Annotated in this window: 25 protein-coding genes; 4 read left to right on the top strand and 21 right to left on the bottom strand. The window is 66.2% G+C overall.

Features of this window, described 5'->3' with window-relative positions:
• Positions 1 to 133 precede the first annotated feature (133 nt).
• The 5 genes from ACP16H_RS05145 to ACP16H_RS05125 all read right to left on the bottom strand — a co-directional run bounded on the left by ACP16H_RS05145 (position 134) and on the right by ACP16H_RS05125 (position 3,986).
• The gene (locus tag ACP16H_RS05145) at positions 134 to 403 is read right to left on the bottom strand and encodes a hypothetical protein (protein ID WP_425071193.1); all 270 of its coding nucleotides are present in this window, start codon (positions 401 to 403) and stop codon (positions 134 to 136) included.
• A gap of 47 nt (positions 404 to 450) precedes the next feature.
• Positions 451 to 1,128 carry a PspA/IM30 family protein gene (locus ACP16H_RS05140; protein WP_425071192.1) on the bottom strand — a complete coding sequence of 226 codons (678 nt, stop codon included), beginning with the start codon at positions 1,126 to 1,128 and terminating at the stop codon, positions 451 to 453.
• Between the two features lie 104 nt (positions 1,129 to 1,232).
• Complete coding sequence (locus ACP16H_RS05135; protein ID WP_425071191.1) at positions 1,233 to 1,841, bottom strand: TetR/AcrR family transcriptional regulator; 609 nt, start codon at positions 1,839 to 1,841, stop codon at positions 1,233 to 1,235.
• Positions 1,842 to 2,135: 294 nt separating this feature from the next.
• Complete coding sequence (locus ACP16H_RS05130) at positions 2,136 to 3,038, bottom strand: EamA family transporter (protein WP_425071190.1); 903 nt, start codon at positions 3,036 to 3,038, stop codon at positions 2,136 to 2,138.
• A 39-nt stretch (positions 3,039 to 3,077) separates the two neighbouring features.
• On the bottom strand, positions 3,078 to 3,986 hold the full coding sequence (locus ACP16H_RS05125; protein ID WP_425071189.1) for a fatty acid desaturase: 909 nt from the start codon (positions 3,984 to 3,986) through the stop codon (positions 3,078 to 3,080).
• Positions 3,987 to 4,089: 103 nt separating this feature from the next.
• Between ACP16H_RS05125 and ACP16H_RS05120 the strand changes: the two genes are divergently transcribed.
• A complete protein-coding gene (locus ACP16H_RS05120; RefSeq protein WP_425071188.1) occupies positions 4,090 to 4,959 on the top strand; it encodes a helix-turn-helix domain-containing protein in 870 nt (289 codons plus the stop codon).
• Here the strand turns inward: ACP16H_RS05120 and ACP16H_RS05115 are convergent.
• From ACP16H_RS05115 to tolQ, 15 genes are all read right to left on the bottom strand, one after another.
• Positions 4,956 to 5,399, bottom strand: a complete 444-nt coding sequence (locus tag ACP16H_RS05115; protein ID WP_425071187.1) for a hypothetical protein — start codon at positions 5,397 to 5,399, stop codon at positions 4,956 to 4,958. The two genes, ACP16H_RS05120 and ACP16H_RS05115, sit on opposite strands and share 4 nt — an antisense overlap.
• 264 nt (positions 5,400 to 5,663) lie before the next feature.
• Positions 5,664 to 6,554, bottom strand: coding sequence for a bifunctional methylenetetrahydrofolate dehydrogenase/methenyltetrahydrofolate cyclohydrolase FolD (gene folD, locus ACP16H_RS05110; RefSeq protein WP_425071186.1), 891 nt, complete (start codon positions 6,552 to 6,554; stop codon positions 5,664 to 5,666).
• A gap of 60 nt (positions 6,555 to 6,614) precedes the next feature.
• Positions 6,615 to 7,523, bottom strand: coding sequence for a bifunctional 5,10-methylenetetrahydrofolate dehydrogenase/5,10-methenyltetrahydrofolate cyclohydrolase (locus ACP16H_RS05105; protein ID WP_425071185.1), 909 nt, complete (start codon positions 7,521 to 7,523; stop codon positions 6,615 to 6,617).
• A 45-nt stretch (positions 7,524 to 7,568) separates the two neighbouring features.
• Complete coding sequence (locus tag ACP16H_RS05100) at positions 7,569 to 9,245, bottom strand: formate--tetrahydrofolate ligase (protein ID WP_425071184.1); 1,677 nt, start codon at positions 9,243 to 9,245, stop codon at positions 7,569 to 7,571.
• Between the two features lie 190 nt (positions 9,246 to 9,435).
• Positions 9,436 to 10,017, bottom strand: a complete 582-nt coding sequence (locus ACP16H_RS05095; protein WP_425071183.1) for an MOSC domain-containing protein — start codon at positions 10,015 to 10,017, stop codon at positions 9,436 to 9,438.
• A 15-nt stretch (positions 10,018 to 10,032) separates the two neighbouring features.
• Positions 10,033 to 10,812 carry a methyltransferase domain-containing protein gene (locus tag ACP16H_RS05090; protein WP_425071182.1) on the bottom strand — a complete coding sequence of 260 codons (780 nt, stop codon included), beginning with the start codon at positions 10,810 to 10,812 and terminating at the stop codon, positions 10,033 to 10,035.
• Positions 10,813 to 10,827: 15 nt separating this feature from the next.
• A complete protein-coding gene (gene ftsH / locus ACP16H_RS05085) occupies positions 10,828 to 12,744 on the bottom strand; it encodes an ATP-dependent zinc metalloprotease FtsH (protein WP_425071181.1) in 1,917 nt (638 codons plus the stop codon).
• A gap of 78 nt (positions 12,745 to 12,822) precedes the next feature.
• Complete coding sequence (gene tilS, locus ACP16H_RS05080) at positions 12,823 to 14,073, bottom strand: tRNA lysidine(34) synthetase TilS (RefSeq protein WP_425071180.1); 1,251 nt, start codon at positions 14,071 to 14,073, stop codon at positions 12,823 to 12,825.
• Between the two features lie 93 nt (positions 14,074 to 14,166).
• The gene (locus ACP16H_RS05075; protein ID WP_425071179.1) at positions 14,167 to 14,979 is read right to left on the bottom strand and encodes a tetratricopeptide repeat protein; all 813 of its coding nucleotides are present in this window, start codon (positions 14,977 to 14,979) and stop codon (positions 14,167 to 14,169) included.
• A 4-nt stretch (positions 14,980 to 14,983) separates the two neighbouring features.
• Positions 14,984 to 15,511, bottom strand: a complete 528-nt coding sequence (gene pal / locus ACP16H_RS05070; protein WP_425071178.1) for a peptidoglycan-associated lipoprotein Pal — start codon at positions 15,509 to 15,511, stop codon at positions 14,984 to 14,986.
• 84 nt (positions 15,512 to 15,595) lie between these two features.
• Positions 15,596 to 16,903: a Tol-Pal system beta propeller repeat protein TolB gene (tolB, locus tag ACP16H_RS05065; RefSeq protein ID WP_425071437.1), complete on the bottom strand. Its 1,308-nt coding sequence runs from the start codon at positions 16,901 to 16,903 to the stop codon at positions 15,596 to 15,598.
• Positions 16,904 to 17,449: 546 nt separating this feature from the next.
• Positions 17,450 to 17,818: a hypothetical protein gene (locus ACP16H_RS05060; RefSeq protein WP_425071177.1), complete on the bottom strand. Its 369-nt coding sequence runs from the start codon at positions 17,816 to 17,818 to the stop codon at positions 17,450 to 17,452.
• A 74-nt stretch (positions 17,819 to 17,892) separates the two neighbouring features.
• Entirely contained in the window at positions 17,893 to 19,110 is a 1,218-nt protein-coding gene (locus ACP16H_RS05055; RefSeq protein ID WP_425071176.1) for a cell envelope biogenesis protein TolA, read from the bottom strand.
• A gap of 9 nt (positions 19,111 to 19,119) precedes the next feature.
• The gene (gene tolR, locus ACP16H_RS05050) at positions 19,120 to 19,593 is read right to left on the bottom strand and encodes a protein TolR (protein ID WP_425071175.1); all 474 of its coding nucleotides are present in this window, start codon (positions 19,591 to 19,593) and stop codon (positions 19,120 to 19,122) included.
• A 3-nt stretch (positions 19,594 to 19,596) separates the two neighbouring features.
• Complete coding sequence (gene tolQ, locus ACP16H_RS05045) at positions 19,597 to 20,292, bottom strand: protein TolQ (protein WP_425071174.1); 696 nt, start codon at positions 20,290 to 20,292, stop codon at positions 19,597 to 19,599.
• A 334-nt stretch (positions 20,293 to 20,626) separates the two neighbouring features.
• Here tolQ and ACP16H_RS05040 point away from each other — a divergent pair, with 334 nt between their 5' ends.
• Complete coding sequence (locus tag ACP16H_RS05040) at positions 20,627 to 22,003, top strand: diguanylate cyclase (protein ID WP_425071173.1); 1,377 nt, start codon at positions 20,627 to 20,629, stop codon at positions 22,001 to 22,003.
• Positions 22,004 to 22,062: 59 nt separating this feature from the next.
• On the opposite strand, the gene ybgC is transcribed toward ACP16H_RS05040, so the two are convergent.
• Entirely contained in the window at positions 22,063 to 22,449 is a 387-nt protein-coding gene (gene ybgC, locus ACP16H_RS05035) for a tol-pal system-associated acyl-CoA thioesterase (RefSeq protein ID WP_425071172.1), read from the bottom strand.
• Positions 22,450 to 22,633: 184 nt separating this feature from the next.
• Here ybgC and ACP16H_RS05030 point away from each other — a divergent pair, with 184 nt between their 5' ends.
• Together ACP16H_RS05030 and ACP16H_RS05025 are read left to right on the top strand one after the other, a co-directional pair.
• Positions 22,634 to 23,686: an L-idonate 5-dehydrogenase gene (locus ACP16H_RS05030; RefSeq protein WP_425071171.1), complete on the top strand. Its 1,053-nt coding sequence runs from the start codon at positions 22,634 to 22,636 to the stop codon at positions 23,684 to 23,686.
• Positions 23,683 to 24,723 carry a zinc-dependent alcohol dehydrogenase family protein gene (locus ACP16H_RS05025; protein ID WP_425071170.1) on the top strand — a complete coding sequence of 347 codons (1,041 nt, stop codon included), beginning with the start codon at positions 23,683 to 23,685 and terminating at the stop codon, positions 24,721 to 24,723. Before ACP16H_RS05030 ends, ACP16H_RS05025 begins: the two co-directional genes overlap by 4 nt.

Raw genomic sequence — 24,723 nt, 5'->3', positions numbered from 1 at the left:
GCAGCGAAGGCGAAACCACCCAAGAACAGTCGACTGAGCGAAGCGAAGGCGAAACCACCCAAGACCGACCAGGCCCGGCAACGGCGAAAAGGGGCCCCCTGGCCCCTTCCCTGCTGTCTGTCCGGGCCGAGGATCACTCTTCCCGCAGGGCCTCTTCGAGCATGCGCTCGTTGCGGGCCTCTTCGATGCGGGACAGGCGGTCTTCGGACTGGCGGAAATCGAAGCGGTATTTCACCACGTTGATCAGGCTGATGGTCAACATGAAGACCCCCATGGCCCAGAAGCCCTTGGTGCTCAGCGGCACCTCGGTGGAGAGCCAGAGCGAGGCGCCGAGCAGGATGTAAGCCAGTGCGATGCCTGCGCCGTTGATCATCAGGATGAGCGAGTTGTCGTTGCGGTTCATGGGTTTGGTCCTTTGGATTGGGGTTTGTTTCTAACGGTTTGATTAGGTCAGTCGGCGGCGCGCAGGCGGGCCAGCACGTCGGAGGCGGTAGAGCGGGTGGCCGGGCCAAAGCCCGCGTCGGCGAGGCGGTCGCCCACGTCGGCCTGGTTCAACCCGGCGTCGATGTCGCGCAGGATCTGGCCCTGCTCGAAGGGGTCGTCGCGGTTCAGCACGCGGGCGATCAGCGCCTCGGCTTCCTCGAAAGCGGTGTCCTGCGCGATGTGGCGGCCAAGGCGTTTTTGGATGTCCTGCTCGCGGCGGGCGGCGCGGGCGGCGACGGCGCCTTGCTTCAGGTCGATGAGGCGGCGATGTGCGGCCTCGACCGACTGGCGCAATTGCAGCACGCGGGTTTCGAGGCGGGCGACCGTCTGGCGGCGCATCTCCTGCTCGTTCTCCAGCGTGGCGATGGCCTGCGCGGCCTCCTGCGCCAGATCCTCGCGGCCCGCGCTCAGGGCCTCGCGCGCCCGGGCCATCAGGTCGGGGGTGCGGCTGGTGAGCGCCTCGACCTGGCGGCTCTCGGCTTTCTCGCGCTGGATCAGGCTGGCGAGGCTGTATTTCGCGGCCTTCAGCGAGGCCTCGGCTTCGCGGATCTTCTGGTCGATCAGCTCGATGCAGAACTGGTCGCGGACGGCATCCTCGGCGCGGGCATTGGCACCGGCGATGAGGGTCTTCAGGGTTCCGAACATGTCGCTCTCCGTTTCTTGAACATCGTTCATGAAACATGGATAGCGATTCTCTGAACGTCGTTCAAGAATTATTTTGAACGGCGTTCACGATGGTAGGGAATACCCTACCTTTGCCCGCCGCTGAGGGCGATTGCACTGACCACAAGCGCGATCATGTCCTGCAAACGCGCTGTCGGAACGCCCGAGATGCGCTGTTCGAGGCCCAGCAGGACGATTCCATGCACCGAGGAAAACAGCCCGCGCACCGCGAGATCGAGGTCGCGTTCGCCCATTCCCGGATGCAGTTCCCCCAGCGGACCGGCGATATGGGCAAAGAGCGCACCCAGCGCGTCGAGATACCATTGCGGCACGTCGCCCCCCTCGGCGCTCATTTCCACGTCGAACAGCGCCCGCCAAAGACGCGGGTCCTCGGCGGCAAAGGCAAGGTAGGCGTGGCCCATGGTGATCAGCCGTTCCACCGGGGTGCCGGGGTGCTGTGCCACCGCAGTGGCGACGGCGGCGCCGAGGCGCTGGAAGGTGCGGCCATTGACGGCGAGGGTCAGCGCCTTGAGGTCATCGAAATGGGTGTAGATCGCGCCGACGGCACAGCCTGCGTCGCGGGCAAGATCACGCGCCTTGAGCGCCTCGAGGCCACCGCTGCGGATCGCCGCCTCGGCCAGGGTGATGAGTTTCTCGCGCAGCGCCGCCTTGCGCTCTGCCACCGTGCTGGTCATGTCGGCCCCCTTTTGAACTTTGTTCAGGATTATGGGAGGGGTCGTCGCTGTGCAAGGTGGGGTTTCGCCTTGGCTGCGCCAAGGCGACCGGGGGGGGGCGGGGGGGGGGGGGCGGGCGTTGTTTTTTTTTTTTGTGGGTTGTGTTTGGGGGTGGGCGCGCCCGGGCGCCCGGGCGCGCCGGGCCGGGGCGCGCGACTGATTTTGTTTGTCATGCTTTGCATGACGGATGGGGGCTCTGCCCCCAAACCCCCGAGGTATTTGCGAAACCAAAGAAGCGGGAACGTAGCGTTTGCGTCAGGCGGCCAGCACGAGGGTGATGACGGAGGCGGTCAGCACGGCGATGCCGAGGACCTCGCGCGCGGTGACCTTTTCGCGGAACCACAGGACCGAAGCGGCGAGGCTCAGGATCAGTTCCACCTGCCCCACCGCATAGACGTAGGCGGCGGTTTGCAGAGTAAAGGCGGTGAACCAGCTGAGTGTTCCGGCGGCCGAGCTGAGGCCCAGCCAGAGGGCGGTTTTCCTTGCGGCCCATGCGCGGGTGATTTCACCGGGTTCGCGCCAGCGCAGCCAAAGGGCCATCCCCAGCGCCTGCCCGGTGGTGATGCAGGCAAGGCCCATGGCGGCGCGCAGCAGCGGGTCGTCGGAAGCGACGGACAGCGTGGCGGCGCGGTAGCCAACGCCTGCAACGGCAAAGAAGAAGCCCGATCCGAGGCCCAGCAGGACGGCGCGGCTGCGCAGCTGCGTCCAGAGCGAGGTGGTCAGGCCCGGCGTTTTCGACAGCAGCAGAACGCCCGCGAGACCGATGCCGATGCCGAGCCAGCCGAGGGGGGAGACGGTCTCGCCCAGCAGCAGCAGGCCAAGGAGCGCGGTCTGGAGGACTTCGGTCTTTTTCAGGGTGATGCCGACGGCGAAGTTGCGTTCCTTGAAGGCGAGGACGACGAGGACCGTGGCGAGGATCTGGCCCATGCCGCCAAAGATCGCCCAGCCCCAGAAGGCCGGGTCGAGGCTCGGGACGGGGCTGTTGGTCCAGGCCAGGTAGCCCGCCAGCACCAGCATCCCCGCCGGACTGGCATAGGCAAAGCGGGCAAAGGTGCTGCCGGTGGCGCTCAGCCGTCCGGTGGCGAGCACCTTTTGCAGCATGAAGCGCACGGTCTGGAAGGTGGCGGCGCTGAGTGTGGCGATGATCCAGAGGTCCATGACCGCCTCATGCGCCTGTGTGTCGCCTTCGTCCAGTGATTAACGCGGCCAGAGGGGATGCGGCACCGGGTCCTTGGCCTTCAGCAGGTAGCGGCGGAAGACCTCGGCGTAGCTGCGGTAGCGGTAGCCATCGTTGCGCGACAGGTAGCGGTCGCGGTTGTTGCGATAAAGCACCGGCAGGCGATACCACGGCACGGCGGCGTGCATGTGGTGGACCACATGCAGGTTGTTGTTGAGGAAGATCAGCGCCAGCGGGCCGCAGTCCTCGATGATGACGGTGCGGCCACGGGCATCGAGGTGGGCGCGGTGTTCCAGGAAGGTGCGGATCTTGAGGATGGAGAGCGCCGCGTAGACCGAGACGGCGAAGGCCCACCACGGCATCTGGCCGAGGGTCCCCATCCAGACCAGCACCACCGCCACGGCGGGGAGATGCAGCAGGTAGCCCGCCAGAACGCGGCGGTCTCCCCCCGCGAGCAGGCGCAGGTCGGACAGGGTGAAGGACCAGGTCCCCAGCGCCGGGCCGATCAGCAGCCGCCCTGCCAGAGTGTTGTTGAACCGGTGCAGCGCCTGACGCCAGCGGGGCAACGCCGCCCAGACTTTGGGGTCGAGGTAGTTCGTTTCCGGGTCGTCATAGGGATCGGTCAGGATGGAATCGCGGTGATGGGCCAAGTGCGTGTCCTTGAACCGCAGGTAGGGGACGACAAGGGACAGCGCGGGAAACACCAGCGCGCCGTTCCAGAAGCGCGACCGGAACGGGTGGCCGTGCAGCATCTCATGCGTCAGCGACGAATGCAGCGCCGTGGTGAAGACCACCAGCGCCATGCCTGCCGGGAGCCAGAGTTCCGCCACCGAGGTCGTCCCCAGCGCCCACAGCCCATAGCAGATCGCCAGCAAAGCCAGCGTCGGCCATTCCACTCCGCGCCAGCGCGCAACCTTGTTCGTGCTCATCACGGTTCCGTTATCGTTCTGCGCCCTTGATATGCCCAACCGCACGTTCCAGCCATTCCGAGAACAGTTCACAAAACCCTCGAAACGTGACAAAAGTCACACCATGCAGATAACCGGCACGCCGAAAACCGACAAACGCCACCGCGCCGCCCTCCTCCGGTCCCGCCTGACGCTGGCCATGGCCCAGGCCGGGACCAACCAGACCGCCCTGGCGCGCGCCATCGGCGTCGACCGCTCTACCCTGTCGCAACTGCTCAAGGACGAGGGCGCGCGCCTGCCCAATGCGCATGTGGTTGCCTCCTGCGCGCAGGCGCTTGGCGTGTCATCGGACTGGCTGCTGGGGCTGTCCGACCGCCCCGAGCGTGCCGCCGACCTGCTGGCCAATGCCCTGACCCTGACCGAGGCGCCGCGCGCGCTGATCGACGAACAGATCTTTGCCTGGCATCAGGAGGCCGAGGGCTACAAGATCCGCTACGTGCCGCCCTCGCTGCCCGACATGCTGAAAACGCGCGAGATACTGGCATGGGAGTACGAGCCGCACCTGGGCAAGACCACGGAACAGGCGATCAATGCCTCCACCGACCGGCTGGAGTGGATGCGCGCCTCGCAGTCGGATTACGAGATCGCCCTGCCGCTGTCCGACCTGCACGCCTTTGCCGAAGGGTCGGGCTATTACGCGGGTCTCTGCCCCGACAAGCGCCGCGCGCAGCTGGACCAGATGGCCGAGCTGACCGAGGCGCTTTATCCCCGCCTGCGCGTGACGCTGTATGATCCGCGACGGCTGTATTCCGCACCGCTGACGGTGTTCGGTCCGCTGCTGGCGGTGCTTTACCTCGGGCGCAACTACCTGGCGTTCCGCGACCGCGACCGCGTGGCGACCTTCACCGCGCATTTCGACCATCTGGTGAAACAGGCCGAGGTCAGCGCCCGTGCCCTGCCCGCCCACCTGAAGGGCCTGCGCGACGCGATCTAATGCAGGGTGACGTAAGAGGTATCCGGCAGGACCGTCACCGCGCTGGTAAAGATGCGCAGGGTGCCCCGGGTATTGGCCAGGTCGATGCGCACGCAGGTCACGTCATCGGTGCCGAACTCCTCGGCGATGCGGGCCAGCCGGGGGTGGTCTTCTTCGATGGTCAGACCGGCGATGGATTCCTCGGCGATGACGCCGAAACCCATGTCCAGTTCCAGCGCGTAGCAGTCGTGGAAATCCACGAGGGACACCGGCTCCAGCGGGCGATTCTCGGCGTCCGGCCATTCCACGACAAGGCGCACCACGTCGCGATGCCCCGGCTCGGTGCGGTCGATGTAGATTTCCAGCAACCAGGCGTCCTGCCAGGCAAGAAAGCGCAAACTGTCGGGAGAGGTGTCCGTATCGGACTCGCTGAAATCGTCGCGCAGGTCATCTGTTGTCATGAGGCCACCAGATCACCGTTTCGGGACAAGGGCAATGCGCCTTGGCATCGCCTGCCCCTTGGGCAGGGTGGAGGTCCCCCCCCCCGCACCCGACTGCTGATTGTCATGCAAGGCATGCCCAATTGTTGTGTGTCATGCAAAGCATGCCCAATTGTTGATTGTCATGCAAAGCATGACGGGTGGGGGCGCTGCCCCCACACCCCCGAGGTATTTGCAAAACCAAAGAAGCAGGGGGCGGTCCTCCTGCTTCTCTGTAGCCCACGCTCAGGCGGTGAGGCCTTCGGGTTCTGACAGGGCGTTTGCGCGGCAGCAGGCGGTGACGGTGTTGGCCAGCAGGCAGGCGATGGTCATGGGGCCGACGCCGCCCGGCACGGGGGTGATGGCGCCCGCGACGTCGGCGCAGCTGTCGTAATGGCAGTCGCCGACGAGGACATTCTTGCCGTCGCGCTCGATGCGGTTGATGCCCACGTCGATCACCGTGGCACCGGGCTTGATCCAGTCGCCGGGGACCATCTCGGGGCGGCCCACGGCGGCGACGACGATGTCGGCGCGGCGGACGACCTCGGGCAGGTCCCTGGTGCGGGAATGCGCGATGGTCACGGTACAGCTGTCACCCAGCAGCAGTTGCGCCATGGGTTTGCCGACGATGTTCGAGCGCCCGATGACGACCGCGTCCATGCCCGAGAGCGAGCCGTGATGGTCGCGCAGCATCATCAGGCAGCCCAGCGGCGTGCAGGGGACCATGCTCTTTTGCCCGGTGCCCAAGAGACCGACGTTGGAGATGTGGAACCCGTCCACATCCTTTGCCGGGTCGATCGAATTGATCACCAGGTCCTCGTTCAGGTGCTTTGGCAGGGGCAGCTGCACGAGGATGCCGTGCACGTCCTTGTCATTGTTCAGCTTGTCGATCAGCGCCAGCAGATCGGCCTCCGACGTGTCGGCGTCGAGCTTGTGCTCGTAGGAGTTCATGCCGACCTCGACGGTCATCTTGCCCTTGGAGCGGACATAGACCTGGCTCGCCGGGTCCTCGCCCACCAGCACCACGGCCAGGCCGGGCGTGATGCCGTGCTCTTCCTTCAGGCGCGCCACATGGCCCGCCACCTTGTCACGGACCTTGGCCGCAAAGGCCTTGCCGTCAATCACTGTCGCCGTCATCCGTCGTTTCCTTCCACAGTCCCGGCCCGTCCCGGGCCATGTTCCCGCGCCCCTGGGCGCCTAGATATCCGTCCGCGCGTAAGCCTCGCGGTAGTGGTCCATCTGCATCCGCGTCGCCAGCACGGCGTTTTTCATCAGGGTCGCCACGGTCACCGGGCCAACCCCACCCGGCACGGGCGTGATCCAGCCTGCCACCTCGGCGCAGCTGTCGAAATCGGCGTCACCCACGGTGCGCCCCTCGACCCGGTTGATGCCGATGTCGATCAGCGCCGCGCCGGGTTTGAGCATGTCGCCCGTCACCAGCCCCGGCTTGCCCACCGCCACGAACACCGCATCCGCCGCGCGGCTGTGCATCGCCACCGAGCGTGTCATGTGATGGCACACCGTCACGGTCGCGCCCAGCCCCATCATAAGGAAGGCGATGGGTTTGCCGACGATCTCGGAATGGCCGATGACAGTGACGTTCAGGCCCTCGATGGGCAGCGGCAGGGTCTTGAGGATTTCGACCGCCGCCACGGCGGTACAGGGGCCAAGCGCCAGGTCGTTATAGACGATGTTGCCGATGGACGCAGGGTGCATGCCTTCGACGTCCTTGAGCGGATGCACCAGTTTTTGCAGCACCTTGACCGGGATATGCGCAGGCAAGGGCCGCTGGATGATGATGCCGTTCACCCGCGGGTCGGCGTTCAGCCCCTGCAGGATGCCGGTCAGCTGCTCCAGCGAGGTCTCGCCCGGATAGGCGCGCGCCTCGAACTGCACCCCGGCGCTTTCGGCGTGCTTTTTCTGGTTGCGCACATAGAGATCCGCCGCCGCCGTATCGCCGACGCTGATCGAGACCAGCCGGGGCTGCCAGCCCGCCTCGGCCAGCTCGGCCGCCTCGGTCGCGATCTGCGCCCGCATGTCGGCCGCAATGGCCTTTCCGTCGATCAGCGCTGCGCGCATCCGCAAAACCTTTCCGTTTCGAAGCATGTCTCCCGCCGGTTGCCCGGCGGGAGCACCTGGAGCCGAAAGGCCTTAGAAAAGACCTTCGATCAGGCCATCCGCATTCAGGCGGATCGATTCCGCCGCAGGCACGCGCGGCAGACCGGGCATCGTCATGATCTCGCCGCAGACGACGACCACGAAACCCGCACCCGCCGACAGGCGAACCTCGCGGACCGGGATGTCAAAGCCCGTGGGCGCGCCACGCTGGGCCGGATCGGTCGAGAAGGAATACTGCGTCTTGGCCATGCAGACCGGCAGGTTGCCGTAGCCCTGCGCTTCCCATTCCTTCAGCTGGCCACGGATCTTGCCATCCATGATGACATTGTCGGCGCGGTAGATCTCGCGGCACACCGTCTCGATCTTCTCCGCCAGCGACAGCTCGTCACTGTAGAGCGGCGCGTAATTGGCCGAGCCGCCTTCGCAGAGCTCGACGACCTTCTTCGCCGTCTCGGTGATGCCGTTGCCGCCATCCGCCCAGTGGGTGTTCACAATGGCATCGACGCCCAGAGACGCGCAGTAGTCCTTCACCGCCTGCACTTCGGCCTCGGTGTCGGTGACAAAGTGGTTGATCCCCACCACCGCCGGCACGCCGAACTTCTTCATGTTCTCGATGTGACGGCCGAGGTTCGGATAGCCGTCCTTCACCGCCTGCACGTTCTCGGTGCCCAGATCGGCCTTGGCCACGCCGCCGTTCATCTTCATGGCGCGCACGGTGGCGACGATCACCACCGCATCGGGGCGCAGGCCCGCCTTGCGGCACTTGATGTCCATGAACTTCTCGGCACCGAGGTCCGCGCCGAACCCGGCCTCCGTCACCACGTAGTCGGCCAGCTTCAGCGCGGTGGTCGTCGCGATGACCGAGTTGCAGCCATGCGCGATGTTCGCGAACGGGCCGCCGTGCACGAAGGCGGGGTTGTTCTCCAGCGTCTGCACGAGGTTCGGCTGCATCGCGTCCTTCAAGAGCACGGTCATCGCGCCTTCGGCCTTGATGTCGCGGCAGAAGACCGGGGACTTGTCGCGGCGATAGGCCACGATCATGTCACCCAGCCGCTTCTCGAGGTCCTTGAGGTCCTTCGCGAGGCAGAGGATCGCCATGACCTCCGACGCCACGGTGATATCAAAGCCATCCTCGCGCGGGAAGCCGTTGGACACACCCCCCAGGGACGAGGTGATCTGGCGCAGCGAGCGGTCGTTCATGTCGACGACACGCCGCCAGGTCACGCGACGCTGGTCGATCTGCGCCTCGTTGCCCCAGTAGATGTGGTTGTCGATCATCGCCGACAGCAGCGAATGCGCCGAGGTGATGGCGTGGAAGTCGCCGGTGAAGTGGAGGTTCATCTCCTCCATCGGCACGACCTGCGCGTAACCGCCACCCGCGGCCCCGCCCTTCATGCCGAAGTTCGGCCCGAGCGACGCCTCGCGGATGCAGATCATCGCCTTCTTGCCGATCTTGTTCAGACCGTCGCCCAGACCCACGGTGGTCGTGGTCTTGCCCTCGCCCGCGGGCGTCGGGTTGATCGCCGTCACGAGGATCAGCTTGCCATCAGGGCGCTCCTGCACCGAGTTGATGAACTGCTGGCTGATCTTCGCCTTGTCATGGCCATAGGGCAGCAGGTGCTCGGTCGGAATGCCAAGCTTGTCGCCAATCGCCTGAATCGGCTGTTTCCGGGCTTCGCGGGCAATCTCAATGTCGGATTTGTAGGCCACGGTGTCCTCCCTTGCGGCGCTAACGTTTGCCGAAGGGATAACGGGACACGGTATCGCCTGTCACCGCAATACCGACATTCTGCGACATCATCGCGGCGTGGGACACACCTATTTCGAACAAGGTTACGCAAATCGGAAATTGGGTTTCCGATACATGTTTCCGGATGGTCGGCGGCTGGTCGATTGCGCCTCAGGGCTTCCAGCGGCGCTGGTCGGGAATGTGCAGGGTCAGCACGTCGCCGACCTTCACCACGCCCTCACGCGCCACCCACGCCGTCACACCGCGCTTGCCCTTGGCGGCGTCCTTGAACCCCTTGGCCGCGTCGCCCATCACGTGCTTCATGCTTTTGGCCGGGAATTGGCAGGGGCGGTTTTCCATGTCCACGACAACCGTCGCCCCCGAGGGCGCCTGAAGCCGTGACGACGGCGGCACATGGGTGAAATCCGGAAGGCCGCGCACCACCATCGACGCGCCCATGCGCGCCGGGTCGATGCTGTCGACGCCCATCTGTTCGGCGATCTGCGCCAGTTCCTCGGCGCTGACGATGCTCAGCTGGCGTTCGTTGCGGATCGGCGTGCCGATCGGATACTGCGATTTCACCCGCGAACAGGACGGCCGCGTCAGACCGCCATGGAACGACCGCGCGATCCCCTCGAATGTCAGGTCCACCTGCTCCAGAACCTCGGACAGCAATTCCTTGCGGTCGTCATTGGTGACGACACCCAACCAGATGACTTCGCAGGTGTACTCGGTCGGCTTCAACGCGGGCATTCTTGTCTCCGTAGGTCAGGCTGGCCGGATCACAGTGAAGAACATGCGCCGGAAAGGAAAGAGGACGGACCCGTTGTCGGAAACGGGATAAGCGCTGCGCACCACCTCCTCGTAGGCGGCGATCAGGCGCGCCTGCTCCGCCTCGCTCAGCGCTTGCAGGATCGGGCGCGCATAGGTGCCTTCGGTAAAGCGGCGGACCGGGTTGCCGCCGTCCTCGCAGGGCGGAAGCACTTGGTAATACTCGGTTTCCCACAGCGAAAGCACACCAAGCGGCGACAGCAGATGGTGATACTGTGCGGGTTTCAGCACCTCGGGCAACCCTTCGGGCAGCGGTCCGCACAGCTCTTCGGCCAGGGTACGCCACATGCGGTGCGACGGCGCGTTGTTCTGGTGCGGCACCTGCACCGCCAGCACGCCACCGGGCGCGAGGCTGTCCAGCAGGCGCGGCAGCAGCAGGTCGTGCCCGCCCACCCATTGCAGCGCCGCATTGGAAAAGATCAGCGCGGGCGCCTCCTGCGCGGCCCATTCGGCGATGTCCGCCTGCACGAGGTCGTCATAGGCATCACCCGCATCGGCCAGCATCTCGGCAGAGGCATCCACCCCCACCAATCGCCGCCCCGGCAGCAGCGCCCGCAGCGCGCCGGAAATCGCCCCGGGGCCACAGCCCAGATCCACCACGCAGCCCTCCGGCAGCGTCGGCAGCGCGCGCAGCAGGTCGATGGCAGGGCGCAAACGCTGACCCCGGAACCTGTTATAGGTCCCGGGGTCCCACGAAATCTGTGTACCGTCCGTCATCTACGGATCACGCTTTCAGGCCGAGGGTTCCGGTTCCATCCCACCCTCGCCCGAGGTCTTCTTGGGCTTGGTCTTGGGGATGGCGGTCAGGCTCGGCTTTTCCTCGACGGCACCGGAGCCACCGTCGGAATCGTCTGACTGGGGCGGCTCGCCGCGCACGACGCGCTCGATCTCCTCGCCGGTCAGGGTCTCGTATTCCAGCAGGCCCTTGGCCAGACGCTCCCAGTCGTCATGACGCTCGGTCAGGATCTGGAACGCGCGGTCATAAGCCTCGGAAATGAAACGCTTCACCTCGGATTCGATCATCTCCTTGGTGTGGGCCGACACCGACAGACCGGCAGTGTTGCCCGAGTATCCCTCGGCCGCCTCGCGGTAGTCGATATTGCCCACCTTGTCGGACATGCCCCATTGCAGGACCATGGCCCGTGCCAGCGCAGATGCCTGCTGGATGTCGCCCGCCGGACCGTTCGAGACATTGTCGGCACCATACTTGATGATCTCGGCCGCCTTGCCCGCCATGGTCATGGCCAGCTTTTCCTCGCATTCGGACTTGTGCCAGTTCAGGCGGTCGATTTCCGGCAGAGAGACCACCATGCCCAACGCGCCGCCGCGCGGGATGATCGTCGCCTTGTAGACCGGGTCGCACTGCGGCAGCGTCAGGCCGACGATGGCGTGACCGGCCTCGTGATAGGCGGTCTTTTCCTTCTGGTCGTCGGTCAGCACCATGCTGCGGCGCTCGGCGCCCATCATGACCTTGTCCTTGGCGTTCTCGAAATCCACCATGGTGACAAAGCGGCGGCCATAACGCGCGGCCATCAGAGCCGCCTCGTTCACGAGGTTCGCCAGATCCGCACCGGAGAAGCCCGGCGTGCCACGCGCGATGATGCGCAGGTCCACATCCGGCCCCAGCGGCGTCTTCTTGGCGTGCACGCCCAGAATCTTCTCGCGCCCCTTGATGTCGGGGTTGCCCACGGTCACCTGCCGGTCGAAACGGCCCGGACGCAGCAACGCGGGGTCCAGAACGTCGCGGCGGTTGGTGGCGGCGATGATGATGACACCCTCGTTGGCCTCGAAGCCGTCCATTTCCACCAGCAGCTGGTTCAGCGTCTGTTCACGCTCGTCATTGCCGCCGCCGTAGCCCTGGCCACGGGCACGACCCACGGCGTCGATTTCGTCGATGAAGACGATGCAGGGCGCGTTCTTCTTGGCCTGCTCGAACATGTCGCGGACACGGCTCGCACCGACACCCACGAACATCTCGACGAAATCCGAGCCCGAGATGGTGAAGAACGGCACACCCGCTTCACCGGCCACGGACCGCGCCAGCAGCGTCTTACCGGTCCCCGGAGGGCCCACCAGCAGCGCACCCTTGGGGATCTTGCCACCCAGGCGCGAGAACTTCTGCGGGTTGCGCAGGAATTCCACGATCTCTTCGAGCTCTTCCTTGGCCTCGTCGATGCCCGCCACGTCGTCAAAGGTCACGCGGCCATGCTTCTCCGTCAGCAGCTTCGCCTTGGACTTGCCAAAGCCCATCGCGCCGCCTTTGCCGCCACCCTGCATGCGGTTCATGAAATAGATCCACACGCCGATCAGCAGCAGGAACGGCAGCAGGTTCAGCAGGAACACCTGAAACCCCGAGGATTCCTGCGATTTCGCGGTGACGGGGATGTCCTTTTGCACCAGCAGGTCAGTGACCTCGGCGTCCTCGGGCTTGATCGTCACCATGTCCTTCTGGTCGGTGGTCCGGTAGCGCACCTGTTCACCGTCGATGGTCACGCTGGCAACATTGCCCGCGTCCACGGCATCGACAAACTCGGTATAGCTGGTCTCACGGCTTTGCAGCGTCGTGGTCCCACCCGAGAACAGGTTGAAAAGCGCCAGGATCAGCAGGAACAGGACGACCCAGAAGGCGATGTTGCGAGCGTTGCCCAAAGTGGCGACTCCTTAATCAGGGAAGCTTTCGGCCCGAAGGCGCGTTTGCCGCATAACATAGACATATGTACAGCCGGTTCAATGCGTCATCAGGAACTGACGGAAACTCAGCGAGCGTGTGCCCATGGGCAGAAACTCCAATGGGCCGGTGGTTCGGGTTGCCAGACCCAGCGCCGGACAGGCCACAAGCCGGTCGCCCTCCCAGAGCGAGGGCAAGGACCGCGCCGCGCGGAACGGGTGGCGGGCGCGGTTTTCTTCGGCCAGCAACTGCCATCCGTCCTCGCCAAGGGCGCGCAAGCCATGGGCGTCGCAGGACCAGCGGCCATCCCAAAGCGTCCCCCGCGCCACACCAAGTGCGGACAATTCGCGAAAGACACGGATCTCGCTGCGCTCGGCCACCGCCTCGCACCCATGCAATGTGCCGGCGCCCCCCGACAGCAACCTGTCCATCAGGGCTTCCAGCGGCGCGATCCGGGGTCGCAGGGGATTGCCCGACACCCACATCAGGGCCGCAGCCAGCAGGCGCAGCTGGGTGTCGCGCTCGATGCGCTCGAATACGCCGCGGTAGAACAGGATTTCTCCGGTAGGGACGCCGTCATTCGCGCCTTCCCGGCCCGCCTGCTCCCACGCATCGGCGGCGCGCATCGCCAGAGCCTCACGCGCGCGCCCCATCCGGCCCGCCGCACCGGCCAGCACCTCGGCCCCAAGGCCCTCGTCCTGCAAGACAGCCAACAGCCGCCGCATGCGCGCCCGGTCATAGGAGGGATCGTCGTTCGACGGATCGTCCACCCAACGCCCCTTCAGCACCGTCAGGTAATGGCGCAACTCGGCCCGCCCCATCCCCAGACAAGGCCGCACCACGTCGAACCCATGCACCCGCCGCCGCGCCGCCATGGCGGACAGCCCGTCCACCCCGGCCCCGCGCGCCAGCCGCATCAGGAACCCCTCGGCCACGTCATCGCGCGTATGGGCGAACAAGACATGCCGCAACGATCCGCGCCAGCCCTCGATCTGGCGCAAGCGCCCCTCGCGCGCCGCCTCCATCTTGTTGCCGCGCCCGTCCCAGGACCAGCGCAGCACCGCGTGTGGCCAGCCCAGAGCGGCACATTCCTCGCCCACCATGGCGGCCTCCTCCGCCGCCTCGGGGCGCAGGCCATGGTCCACCGTTACGACCCGCAGGCCGACACCCCAGTCCCGCGTCCAGTTGTGCGCCATCAGCAGCATCGCCATGGAATCGCCCCCGCCCGAGACGGCCAAGCCGATCTCGGATGGAAAAGAGGGCCCCAGAAGGGCCCCCATGCTTTCCGCGAAACGTCGATCCAGGCTCATGCGCCCCTGCTTCTTTGGTTTTCCAAATACCCTCGGGGGAGTCTCCGCAGGAGACGGGGGCAGAGCCCCCGGAAACCACCTGCCAGAAAAACCTTACTGGCAGGACAACGCGGTCCGGCTGTCCGCCGCCGCCTGCACGAAATCCGACCCCGGATAGCGCGTTCCGACCTCGGCCAGCGTGACGCAGGCCTCCGGCACCGATCCCAACTCACCCAGCTTCACGCCCAGCCGCCACAGCGCCTCGGGGGCCACCTGGGCGTCCGGGAAGCCGGAATAGGCGTCCAGATAGCGACGCGCGGCCTCGCGCGTGTCGCCCAAGCCCTCCAGAGCCTGCCCCTCGCCCACCAGCGCGGCGGGCTCCAGCGGCCCCAGCGGGTAGTTCTGGCGGAAGGTGGCAAACAGGTCCGACGCGCGGGCAAAGTCCCCGCCGTCCAAAGCCTCCTGCGCGGCGCGGAAATCGGCCTCTTCGCTGATCGCAAGTTCGCCTTCGAACGGCAGGTCATCGGTGCCCTGGGACACCGGCGGCGCGGCAGGTGTCGCCACCTCGCCGCCCAATGGGGCCTGCTGCCCGACGGTGGACAGGTCACAGCCCGGTTCCAGTTCGCAGACCCGGAATTGCAGGTCGCCCAGCCGGTTGGCACCGTCCTCGGCGACCCGGCTGACGCGGAACCCCAGTTCCTCGGTCTTTGCGGTGACGCGGGCGAGCTCCGATTCAAGCGTGTTCAGCCGTTGCAGCACGTCGCCCGAGACCTGCACCTGCGACGATCCCGTCGTGGACAGTTCCCGTTTCAGCTTCTGCAACTCGACGGAGAGGACGGTCAGATCCTGCTGCACATCGGCCAGGGTCTCGGCGCTGGCGGGAACCGCCAGGCCAAGCGCCACGATCAAACCCAAAGCCCCCCGCATCGGATCAGCTCGTCAGGCCGCCAGCGGCCAGCACCGTCACGGCGCGGCGGTTCTTGGCGTAGCAGGCTTCCTCGGAACAGATTTCCAGCGGGCGTTCCTTGCCGTAGGACACGAACTTCAGCCGGTTGGCGGAGATGCCCTTGGACACGAGGTATTCCATCACCGCGTTTGCGCGGCGACCACCCAGCGCGAGGTTGTACTCGCGGGTGCCCTGCTCGTCGGCGTGACCTTCGATCACGGCCATGTAGTCCGAGTTGGTCAGCAGCCACTGCGCCTGGCCGTCCAGCACGGCGCGCGCTTCGGCGCTCAGCGTCGACTGGTCGACGGCGAACAGCACGCGGTCACCGACACGTTGCTGGAAATAGGCGGTGGAGGTCGGATCATCGACGCTGCCCGGCAGGATGCCGGAGGTCACGCCCGTGTTGTTCATGCTGGCGTCGTTGCCGCTGCCGTTCCCGAACCGGTTCGGGTTGGTACAGCCTGCAGCGGCCAGCGCGGCAACCAGCATCAGGGCCTTGGAAAGGTGTTTCATCGGTCTGTCCTGCTCTATCGCGCGTTCATGCGCATATGTTGTTGTGGACCTTGTACCACACACAACGGGATATGGGAATCGGGGTTATTGCAGCGGGCCCCAGCTGGGGTCCGAGGCGCCCGCCGGGGTGCGTACCCGCTTGAGGTTCCGGCCGGAGATGTCGACGGAGTACAGCGCCGAAGCCCCCTGCGCGCCCTGCGTCTCGCGGGTGAACATGATGACGCGGCCATTCGGTGCCCAGCTCGGCCCCTCATCGAGGAACGACGCGGTCAGCAGGCGTTCTTCCGATCCGTTGGTGTTCATCACGCCGATGTGGAACCGGCCCTTGTTCTGCTTGGTAAAGGCGATGCGGTCACCGCGCGGCGACCAGACCGGCGTGCCGTACCGGCCTTCGCCAAAGGAAATCCGCGTCGCCTCGCCGCCCATGGCAGGCATGACGTACAGCTGCTGGCTGCCGGAGCGGTCGCTTTCGAACACGATCTGCGAGCCATCGGGCGAGAAGCTGGGCGCGGTCTCGATCGCCGGGGTGTCGGTCAGTCGGCGGGTCGCGCCAGAGGCCACGTCCATGGCCCAGATGTCGGTATTCGACCCTTGGGTCATCGAATAGACCACCATCCGCCCGTCCGGCGAAAAGCGCGGGGCAAAGCTCATCTCGCCGCCCTGCGTTTCGATGATGCGGCTTTGGACAGCGCCCACGTCGAGGATGTGGATGCGCGGGAACCCCGTGGCGTAGGAGGTATAGAGCACCTGGCTGCCATTGGGCGAAAAGCGCGGTGCCAGCACGATGGACGCGCTGTCCGTCAGGTACTGCACGTTAGCGCCATCGTAATCCATGATGCCCAGGCGCTTCTGGCGCTGGTCCTTCGGCCCGGTCTCGGACACGAACACCACGCGGCTGTCGAAATACGGCTGTTCACCGGTCAGGCGCGCATAGACCTGATCGGCCACCTTGTGCGCCAGCCGCCGCCAACCATCGGCAGAGGACGCGAACTGCATCCCCTCGCCCAGCTCACGCTCGGCAAAGACGTCCCAGGCGCGGAACTTCACCACGACGCGCCCCTGCCCGTCGGTGCTGACCGCCCCTGTCACCAGCGCCTGCGCGTTGATCGCCTTCCAGTCGGCGAACTGGATCGGAGAAGCAAAGGCCGACACGCGGCTGATATGCGCATCACGCGGGATCTCGCGGAAGAGGCCAGTGCCGACGAGGTCTTCGGCCACCACGCGGCTGATGTCTTCGGCGAACTGCTCGGAGCCGGGCGTCTCGGCAACAAAGCCCGGGACGGCGACGGGCATCGGTTCCACGATGCCACGGTCGATCTCAAGCCGCAGCGGCTCCTGTGCCGTGGCGGGGAGGCCCGCCAACAGACCAAATGCCATCATCAGCCACATCATGGCTTTCTTCGTCATGGAATCCCTCCTAGGGAACTGCCCGTTACTGCCCTGCGGGTCTGTTGCCCGCGTTATTTCCTAATACAGTGCATTTGAAGCCCGCAAAACACCCTTCAAGGGCCGTTTCAGCGGGGAATTGCCGAAATTCATGCGCCAAGGGCAGGTTTCGCGGCGAAACCTCCGGGTTTTGACATGGGTCGACATGCCGGTGGCGAAAACGTGAAGGCGGCGTGAGGCACAAATGGGTTGCCGAACCCTTTGCGTCGCGGCTGCTGCGGGACCCGAAACGTCATCCCGTCAGGCCCCGGGCCAACTCTGGGCCAGCGGTTTCGAGCCTCGTGTCGACCGCGTTGTGGAGGATAGCGCCTGGAAGCCGAGCGCCAAGTCCCACGCCTGCGGGCTGGACCTGTCGTGTACCGGTGCCGGGCGCGGTCGGCCAGCGTCGGGATCGCGGGAATCCGGTTTAGGGGTTCTGGAAGTACGTGCGCGGGTTGGACGATGACTGGAAAGGCTGAGTCGCGCGCCATGGTCCGGACCTGAGGGCCCGCTTTACCTTGTACCCATCCCTGACGGGTCGAAGGTCAGCTCGACCTCTTTCCACAGATCGTATTTTTCGGGCGGCAGGGCATAGCCGTCGCCCTGACAGCGCAGCAGCGCGCGGCGGGCAGATTGGAATGCCTCGGTCTCGGCCTCGGCGGACCCTTCGGAACCTGCCCTGCGGGTAACGTCGCCCGTGATGCGCCCATCGCGGTCGAGGGTGGCGTGCACGGTGACAGAGAGGGTCGCGGCCTCGCTGCCGGGCGTGACCCTCCAGCATCCCTGCACCTGCTGGCGAAAGCCGTCCATCTCCGCGCGGGTCATGCGCTGGTCCTCGGCCCGGGCCGTCGCGGCAAGGACCAGCGGCACAAGGAACAGCAAGGGCCGGAGCCGGGCGGCCGGGCCCTTTGAAAGGGTCCGGGTCGAAGTCTTTCCAAGACTTCGGGGCGTCCGGGTCATCGCAGCCTCATGTCCTCGGGGTTGAAGGTGATTTCGACCTGTTTCCACTGGTCGTACTTCTCGGCGGGCAGCTTGTAGCCGTCGTTCTGGCAGCGCAGCACGGCGCGGCGTGCGGCCTGGAAAGCGGTTTCCACCGCCTGCCCGGAGCCGCCTTCGGAGCCGACGAGGCGGATGTTGCCCACGACCTTGCCGCTGCGGTCCATCTCGAAGCCCAGCGTGACGGTGACATCCGCCGCCTGCGACCCCACGTCCACCAGCCAGCAGGCCTGAACGGCCAGCTTCATGCCCTCGCGTTCGCCTGCGGTCAGCGGCGGGCCTTGCGGCGCGTCGGCCCCTGCCCCGCCGGAGGACAGCTCCTCGGCCAGCGCGGCGGCCAGCGCATCGGCGACGGCGTCCGACGATGAATCCGTGGCAGGCTCCGTTGCCGGTTCTGGCGTCTGCGCGGTTTCGCGCGGGGTTTCAGCCGCCTGTGCCGCCTGCGCCGGGCGCGTCCTGGGCCGCATCGAGGACGCGGGGGCCAGCGCGCCTGCGGGTTCCTCGGCCTCTGTCACGATCTCGGTGGCGGTTTCGGGCGGCGCGGTGGCCTCCTGCGCCTCTTCGGCGACGTCGGGGGATTGCGCATCGGGATTGGCGGCCTGCTGGGTTTCCTCGGCGGTCACGGCGTCGGGGTCCGGAGGGGCCACGGGGGTATCGGCCACGCGCGGCGCGGGGCGCGGCTTGGGCCGTGTCGAGTTCTCGGGGGCGAGGACGCGCGGAATCGGCGCCGGTGCCGGGGGCGCCGGGATCGGGTCGGGTTCGGGGGCCGGGATTGGCGCGGGCAGCGGTTCCGGGATGGGATCGGGTTCCGGCGCGGGGGCCGGTTCAGGAACCGGCTCGGGGATGGGTTCAGGAATGGGTTCGGGCGACGGTTGCGGTTCGGGCTGGGGTTCCGGTGTCGGCTCGGGTTGCGGTTGCGGTTCCGGGGCAGGCTCCGGGACGGGCGCGGGCGCGGGTTCGGGAGCGGGCTCCGGGGTCGGCTCCGGCTCCTGCGCCGGTTCCAGCGCGGCGGTGTCCATGGGCGTAGGCGTCGAGAGCGCGGCGAACTCGGCCTCGGAAATGACGGTGACGTCCGCGACCGACATCTCTGGCGGCTTCGCGTCGAAGAGGTCCCCCAGCATCAGCCAGAGGAAGACCAGGGCGTGCACCCCGGCGGATATGGCAAGAGGACGATTCAACGTCTGACCTCAGTTCCCGCCGTTCAGCGCGGGGCCGCCCACGTCGGTCACCAGACCGATGGAGGAGAAGCCACCCGCGTTGAGCGCGCCCATCACCTGGGCCACTGCTTCGTAAGGCACGGTGCCGTCGGCGCGCAGGTAGACGCGGTCGTCGGCCCGTTCGGCGGCGATGGCGCGCAGCCGGTTGACCAGATCCTCACGCGGGACCTCGGTGTTCATGATGAGCACCGTGCCGTCCTGCTGGAGCGTGACCGAAAGAGGTTCCTCGGTGTCCTGCGGCAGCGCCTGCGCGGCGGTTTTCGGCAGTTCCACCGGCACCCCGACCGTCAGCATGGGGGCCGCCACCATGAAGATGATGAGCAGCACCAGCATCACGTCGACAAACGGCGTGACGTTGATCTCGGACATGGTTCCCGACTTCGAACGGCGGCGTCCGCGACGCTTGCCGCCGCCCCCGCCGCCTTTCATGACACCCGCGCCCATGGCTCAGGAATCCAGCTGGCGGGAAAGGATGGTCGAGAACTCGTCGGCGAAGGCCTCGTAGTTGCCGACGATGCGGTCGGAGTCGGCGCTGAACTTGTTGTAGAAGATGACGGCCGGGATGGCGGCAAGAAGGCCGAGACCGGTGGCCAGCAGCGCCTCGGCGATGCCGGGGGCCACGACGACAAGCGAGGTGTTCTGGCTTTCGGCGATCTGGATGAACGAGTGCATGATGCCGAAGACCGTGCCGAAGAGGCCGATGAAGGGCGAGGTGGAGCCGACGGTGGCCAGGACCGGCAGGCCCTTTTGCAGCGCATCGGCTTCCTTGGTGATGGCCACGTCCATGGAGCGGTCAATGCGGCTTTGGGCGTTGGCGATCAGCCCGCCGTCCTCGCGGTGCGAGCGGCGCCATTCGATCATGCCGGCGGCAAACACCCGTTCCGAGCGCCCGTCCGGTTCCGGCCCGAGCTGGTCGAACAGCTCGTCCAGCGGCTCGCCCGACCAGAACATGCGATCAAAGGCCTGCGCTTCGAGGCGCGCTTTGCGGTAGGTGACAAATTTCTCGATGATGATCGCCCACGACCAGACCGAGGCCGCGATGAGCATCATCATCACGATCTTCACCGTCAGCGTGGCGCGCGCGAACAAACCGAAAAACGAGAAATCGATCCCCTGCGCGAGGGTGGCAACATCTGCTTCCATGAACCTGCTCTTTCCTGTCGGCCCCTGTCATGACGCGGTCTGAGTGCGTCTTTCGAGGCTCTGATTACCCTCCGATTTATCCGATTTGCAGAGCGAACACCATGGGATTGGCGCAAGCGCGCCGAAATACCGGGGTTTGAGCAAATCGCCGCCGAATCTGGCAGGATCGAACAGGAGATCCAGCCCGCCAATCGCGCGTAAGGCGACTGCAACTGACGTGACTCGCAATTTACGTAAAGCCGTTAATGTTTCGGTAACTTTGGTAACCTATTCCTTTACGCCGACACTCCGGAATTTTGACTGGACGATTATGCTCGACAGGCTCGTTGCCCCCATGACAGTCCGTCGGCGGACAAACGGACCACGCACCGCCCTTCGGCTGGTCGAGAACCTGCGGCAATACGGTCTGGCGCTGACGGTTGCCGCCGTGTGCCTCGTGCTGGTCGACTACGCGACCGGCTGGCAATTGAAGATGTCGCTCCTGGACCATCACCCCCGCACGAACCCTCTGACGCTGCTTTTGATGGTGATGTCGCTGGCCGCCCTGCTGATGCAAAGACCCAACCGGCCCGCGCGCAAGCTGGAACTGGCCGTCTGGATGGCCGTGCTGTGCCTCGTCGCCCTGACGCCCATCTCCGCCAGTTTCGCGGATGCAATCGCACCCGACGACTGGCTCAGGAAAACGGGAGGCAACACGGCGCTGGCCTTTGGCATGCTGGGCCTTGCCCAGATCGCCCTGGCCCGCATCCCCGGTATCGCGTCGCGCATCCTGCTGCTGTCCCTCGTGCCCGCCATCATCGCGTTGAACGGCCTCGTTCTTGGCTCGCCGCATTTCCATGGCGAGATGGCGCTGACCACGGCACTGGGGTTCACCGGGCTGTGGATGGCCTCGCTGCGGCGGCTGGCGCGGCGGCACCCGGTGCGTCTGTTCCTCGCCGAGAACCGCGCGGGACGCCTGCTGCGATTGCAGATCGCGCTGTGGCTGGTGGCCGACATCGCGATGCTTCTGGGCCTGCGCCTCTTCGACCTTCCTGGCGCCAGCTTCTACCCGCTGATCCACTCCGGCCAGATGCTGCTGACCTGGGTCATGTCGTTCTGGTTCTCGGTCAAGTTCGCCGATCTGCTCAGCGAGGCCGGGCAGCGACACACCGCGCTCAGAGACGAAGCAGACCGCGACCACCTCACCCAACTCGCCACGCGTCGTGCCGCGAAGCGGTTCTATGACGACATTGCGCAAGAGGGGCAGTCACATTGCGTTCTCCTGATCGACATCGACCACTTCAAGCAGATCAATGACCGTCTGGGCCACCCCACCGGCGACGAAGCCCTGAAGTGGCTGGCAGAGTGCGTGCGGAACACGCTGAGGATCTCGGACTTTTCCGCGCGTTGGGGCGGGGAGGAGTTCCTTGTCATCCTGAACCGCGCCCCCGCCATTTCGGGCGTCGTCTGGGCGGAACGCCTGCGCACGACGCTGGCCATCGGGAACCGCCCCTCGGCCATTCCCGATTTCACCGTGTCGATCGGCGTCACGGCACCCGGAGCAAATGACGGCATGACGCTGGACCAATTGGTCGAGCGCGCAGATCAGGCGCTATATGCCGCAAAGGAAGATGGTCGGAACTGCGCATGGTTCGCCGATCCGGACCTCGACTTCGCCACGAGACGCACGTCGCCGCGCCCCCGCTCGTCCGCTGTCGCGATCCGGGCCTGATCGGAGACTGATCGGGGCCAGATCGGGGCCAGATCGGGGCCTGCTTCCGACGCAGCGGCTCAGTGGACGTGGCGGCGCAACTTCAGTGGCAGCCGCGTGGGATGCCCGTCGGTCGTGACGCAGACCGCCGTGACCTCGGCCCTGAACAGGACCTCTTCGCCGCGACAGACCTCCTGCGTCATCACCAGCCGCACGCCGGTCATGCTTTTCGTCAGGGTGCGGATTTCCAGCAGGTCGTCGTATTTCGCCGTTGCGAGGTAATCCGCCTCGATCCGCCGCACGACAAACACGATGCCGTCCTTCTCGCGCATCTCGTTCTGGTCAAGGCCCTGCTGCTTGACCCAGTCGGACCGGGCGCGTTCGATGAATTTCAGGTAATTGGCATGATAGACGATGCCCGCCATGTCGGTGTCTTCGTAGTAGACCCGCACCCGAAAGATATGCATGTCGCCCCCTGCCCCTTTGCTGTTGGTCAAAGTGTTAACGCAGCAAGCGCCGCCGCGCCACCGCGCAGGCCGGGCCGGATCGCCGCAGTGCGTCCGGTGCCCAAAGGCTGTGCAGCGGGCGGTTGCGGACCTTACATGTTAGCGATAGCGTCCCGCGCAACCGACCCCAGCCGGAAGTTCCGCCATGAAGACCCTCGTCGCCCACGCCGCCCGTGACATCCGCATCGAGGAGCGTGACATGCCGACGCCCGGCCCCGGCGAGGTGCTGATCCGCATGGAGCGCGGCGGCATCTGCGGCTCTGACCTGCATTACTACAATCACGGCGGTTTCGGCGTGGTGCGGTTGAAAGAGCCGATGATCCTTGGCCACGAGGTCTCGGGCCGGATCGAGGCCTTGGGCGCGGACGTCGACCTGCCCACCGGCGCACTGGTGGCGGTGTCGCCTTCGCGGCCCTGCTACGCCTGTGCCTACTGTCTCGAAGGGCGGCACAACCACTGCGTCGACATGCGGTTCTACGGCTCTGCCATGCCCTTTCCGCATATTCATGGGGCGTTCCGCGAATACATCGTCGCCGACGCGCGGCAATGTGCCGTGGCCGATGGCCTGACCGCAGGCGAGGCCGCGATGGCGGAACCGCTGTCGGTGGTCCTGCACGCCGCGAAACGCGCGGGCGACCTGATGGGCAAGCGCGTGCTGGTCACCGGCTGCGGCCCCATCGGGCAGCTGGCGGTACTGGTGGCCCGCGCGGCGGGCGCGGCCGAGATCGTCGCCACCGACATGGCCCCCTTCACGCTGGACAAGGCGCGCGAGGTCGGCGCCGACGCCACGCACAACGTGGCCGAGGACCGCGAGGCGCTGGGGCGCTACACCGCCAACAAGGGCCATTTCGACGTGATGTTCGAATGCTCCGGCGCGGCGGTGGCGCTGGCGGGCGCGATCCCGGCCCTGCGTCCCGGCGCGGTGGTGATGCAACTGGGGCTTGGCGGCGACATGACCCTGCCTGTGCAGGCCATGACCGCCAAGGAGATCGAGCTGCGCGGCTCCTTCCGCTTTCACGCCGAGTATTTCACCGCCGTGACGATGATGCAGGCGGGGCGTCTGGACGTGACGCCGCTCATCACCCATACGCTGCCCCTGACGGATGCCGTCGCCGCCTTTGACCTCGCCTCCGACCGGACGCAGGCGATCAAGGTGCAGTTGCAGTTCCAAGACCCTCTCGCGGAGCCCGATAGATGAAAGCCGTCCTTTACGAGTCCTTCCAGACCGCCCCCAAAGTGGTCACGGTAGAGGATCCCACGCCCGAACCTCATGGCGTCGTGCTGAAGGTCGAGGCCACCGGCGTCTGCCGCAGCGACTGGCACGGTTGGATGGGGCACGACCCGGATATCGAGCTGCCGCATATCCCCGGACACGAGCTGGCCGGAACCGTGCAGGCGGTGGGCAAGGACGTGCGCAACTGGAAGGTGGGCGACCGCGTCACCGTTCCCTTCGTCGGCGGCTGCGGGTCCTGCCCGGAATGCCACGCCGGACACCAGCAGGTCTGCCACGCGCAGTTCCAGCCGGGCTTCACCCATTGGGGCTCGTTTGCGGAATACGTTGGCCTGCACAAGGCCGACCTGAACCTCGTGGCGCTGCCCGAGGACATGTCCTTTGCCACGGCGGCGAGCCTCGGCTGCCGTTTTGCCACCTCTTTCCGGGCGGTGGTGGACCAGGGCCGCGCGGGCGCGGGACAATGGGTGGCGGTGCATGGCTGCGGCGGCGTCGGCCTGTCGGCGGTGATGATCGCAACGGCCTTGGGCGCGAATGTCGTGGCCATCGACATCGACGAGGCCAAGCTGGCGCTGGCACGTGATCTGGGCGCAGTGGCCTGTGTGAATGGCGCAACCGTGGCCGATGTGGCGGAGGCCGTGCACGAAGTGACCAAGGGCGGCGCGCATGTCTCGCTCGACGCGCTGGGGCACCCGGCGACCTGCTTCAACTCGGTCAATTCCCTGCGGCGGCGCGGCAAGCATGTGCAGGTCGGGCTGATGCTGGCAGACCACGCCACGCCCGCTGTCCCCATGGCCCGCGTCATCGGCTGGGAGCTGGAAATCCTCGGATCACACGGCATGCAGGCGCATCGCTATGGCGCGATGATGGAGATGATCTCGTCCGGGAAAATGGACCCGGCGCGGCTGGTGGGGCGGCAGATCAGCCTCGAGGAGTCGGTGGAGGCGCTGACCTCCATGGACAGTTTCCAGTCGGTTGGCGCCACCGTCGTCACCCGGTTCTGA

Origin of the sequence: Sagittula sp. S175, assembly GCF_049800975.1 — a bacterium.
GTDB lineage: Bacteria > Pseudomonadota > Alphaproteobacteria > Rhodobacterales > Rhodobacteraceae > Sagittula.
This window is presented reverse-complemented; position numbering and strand designations above follow the sequence as displayed.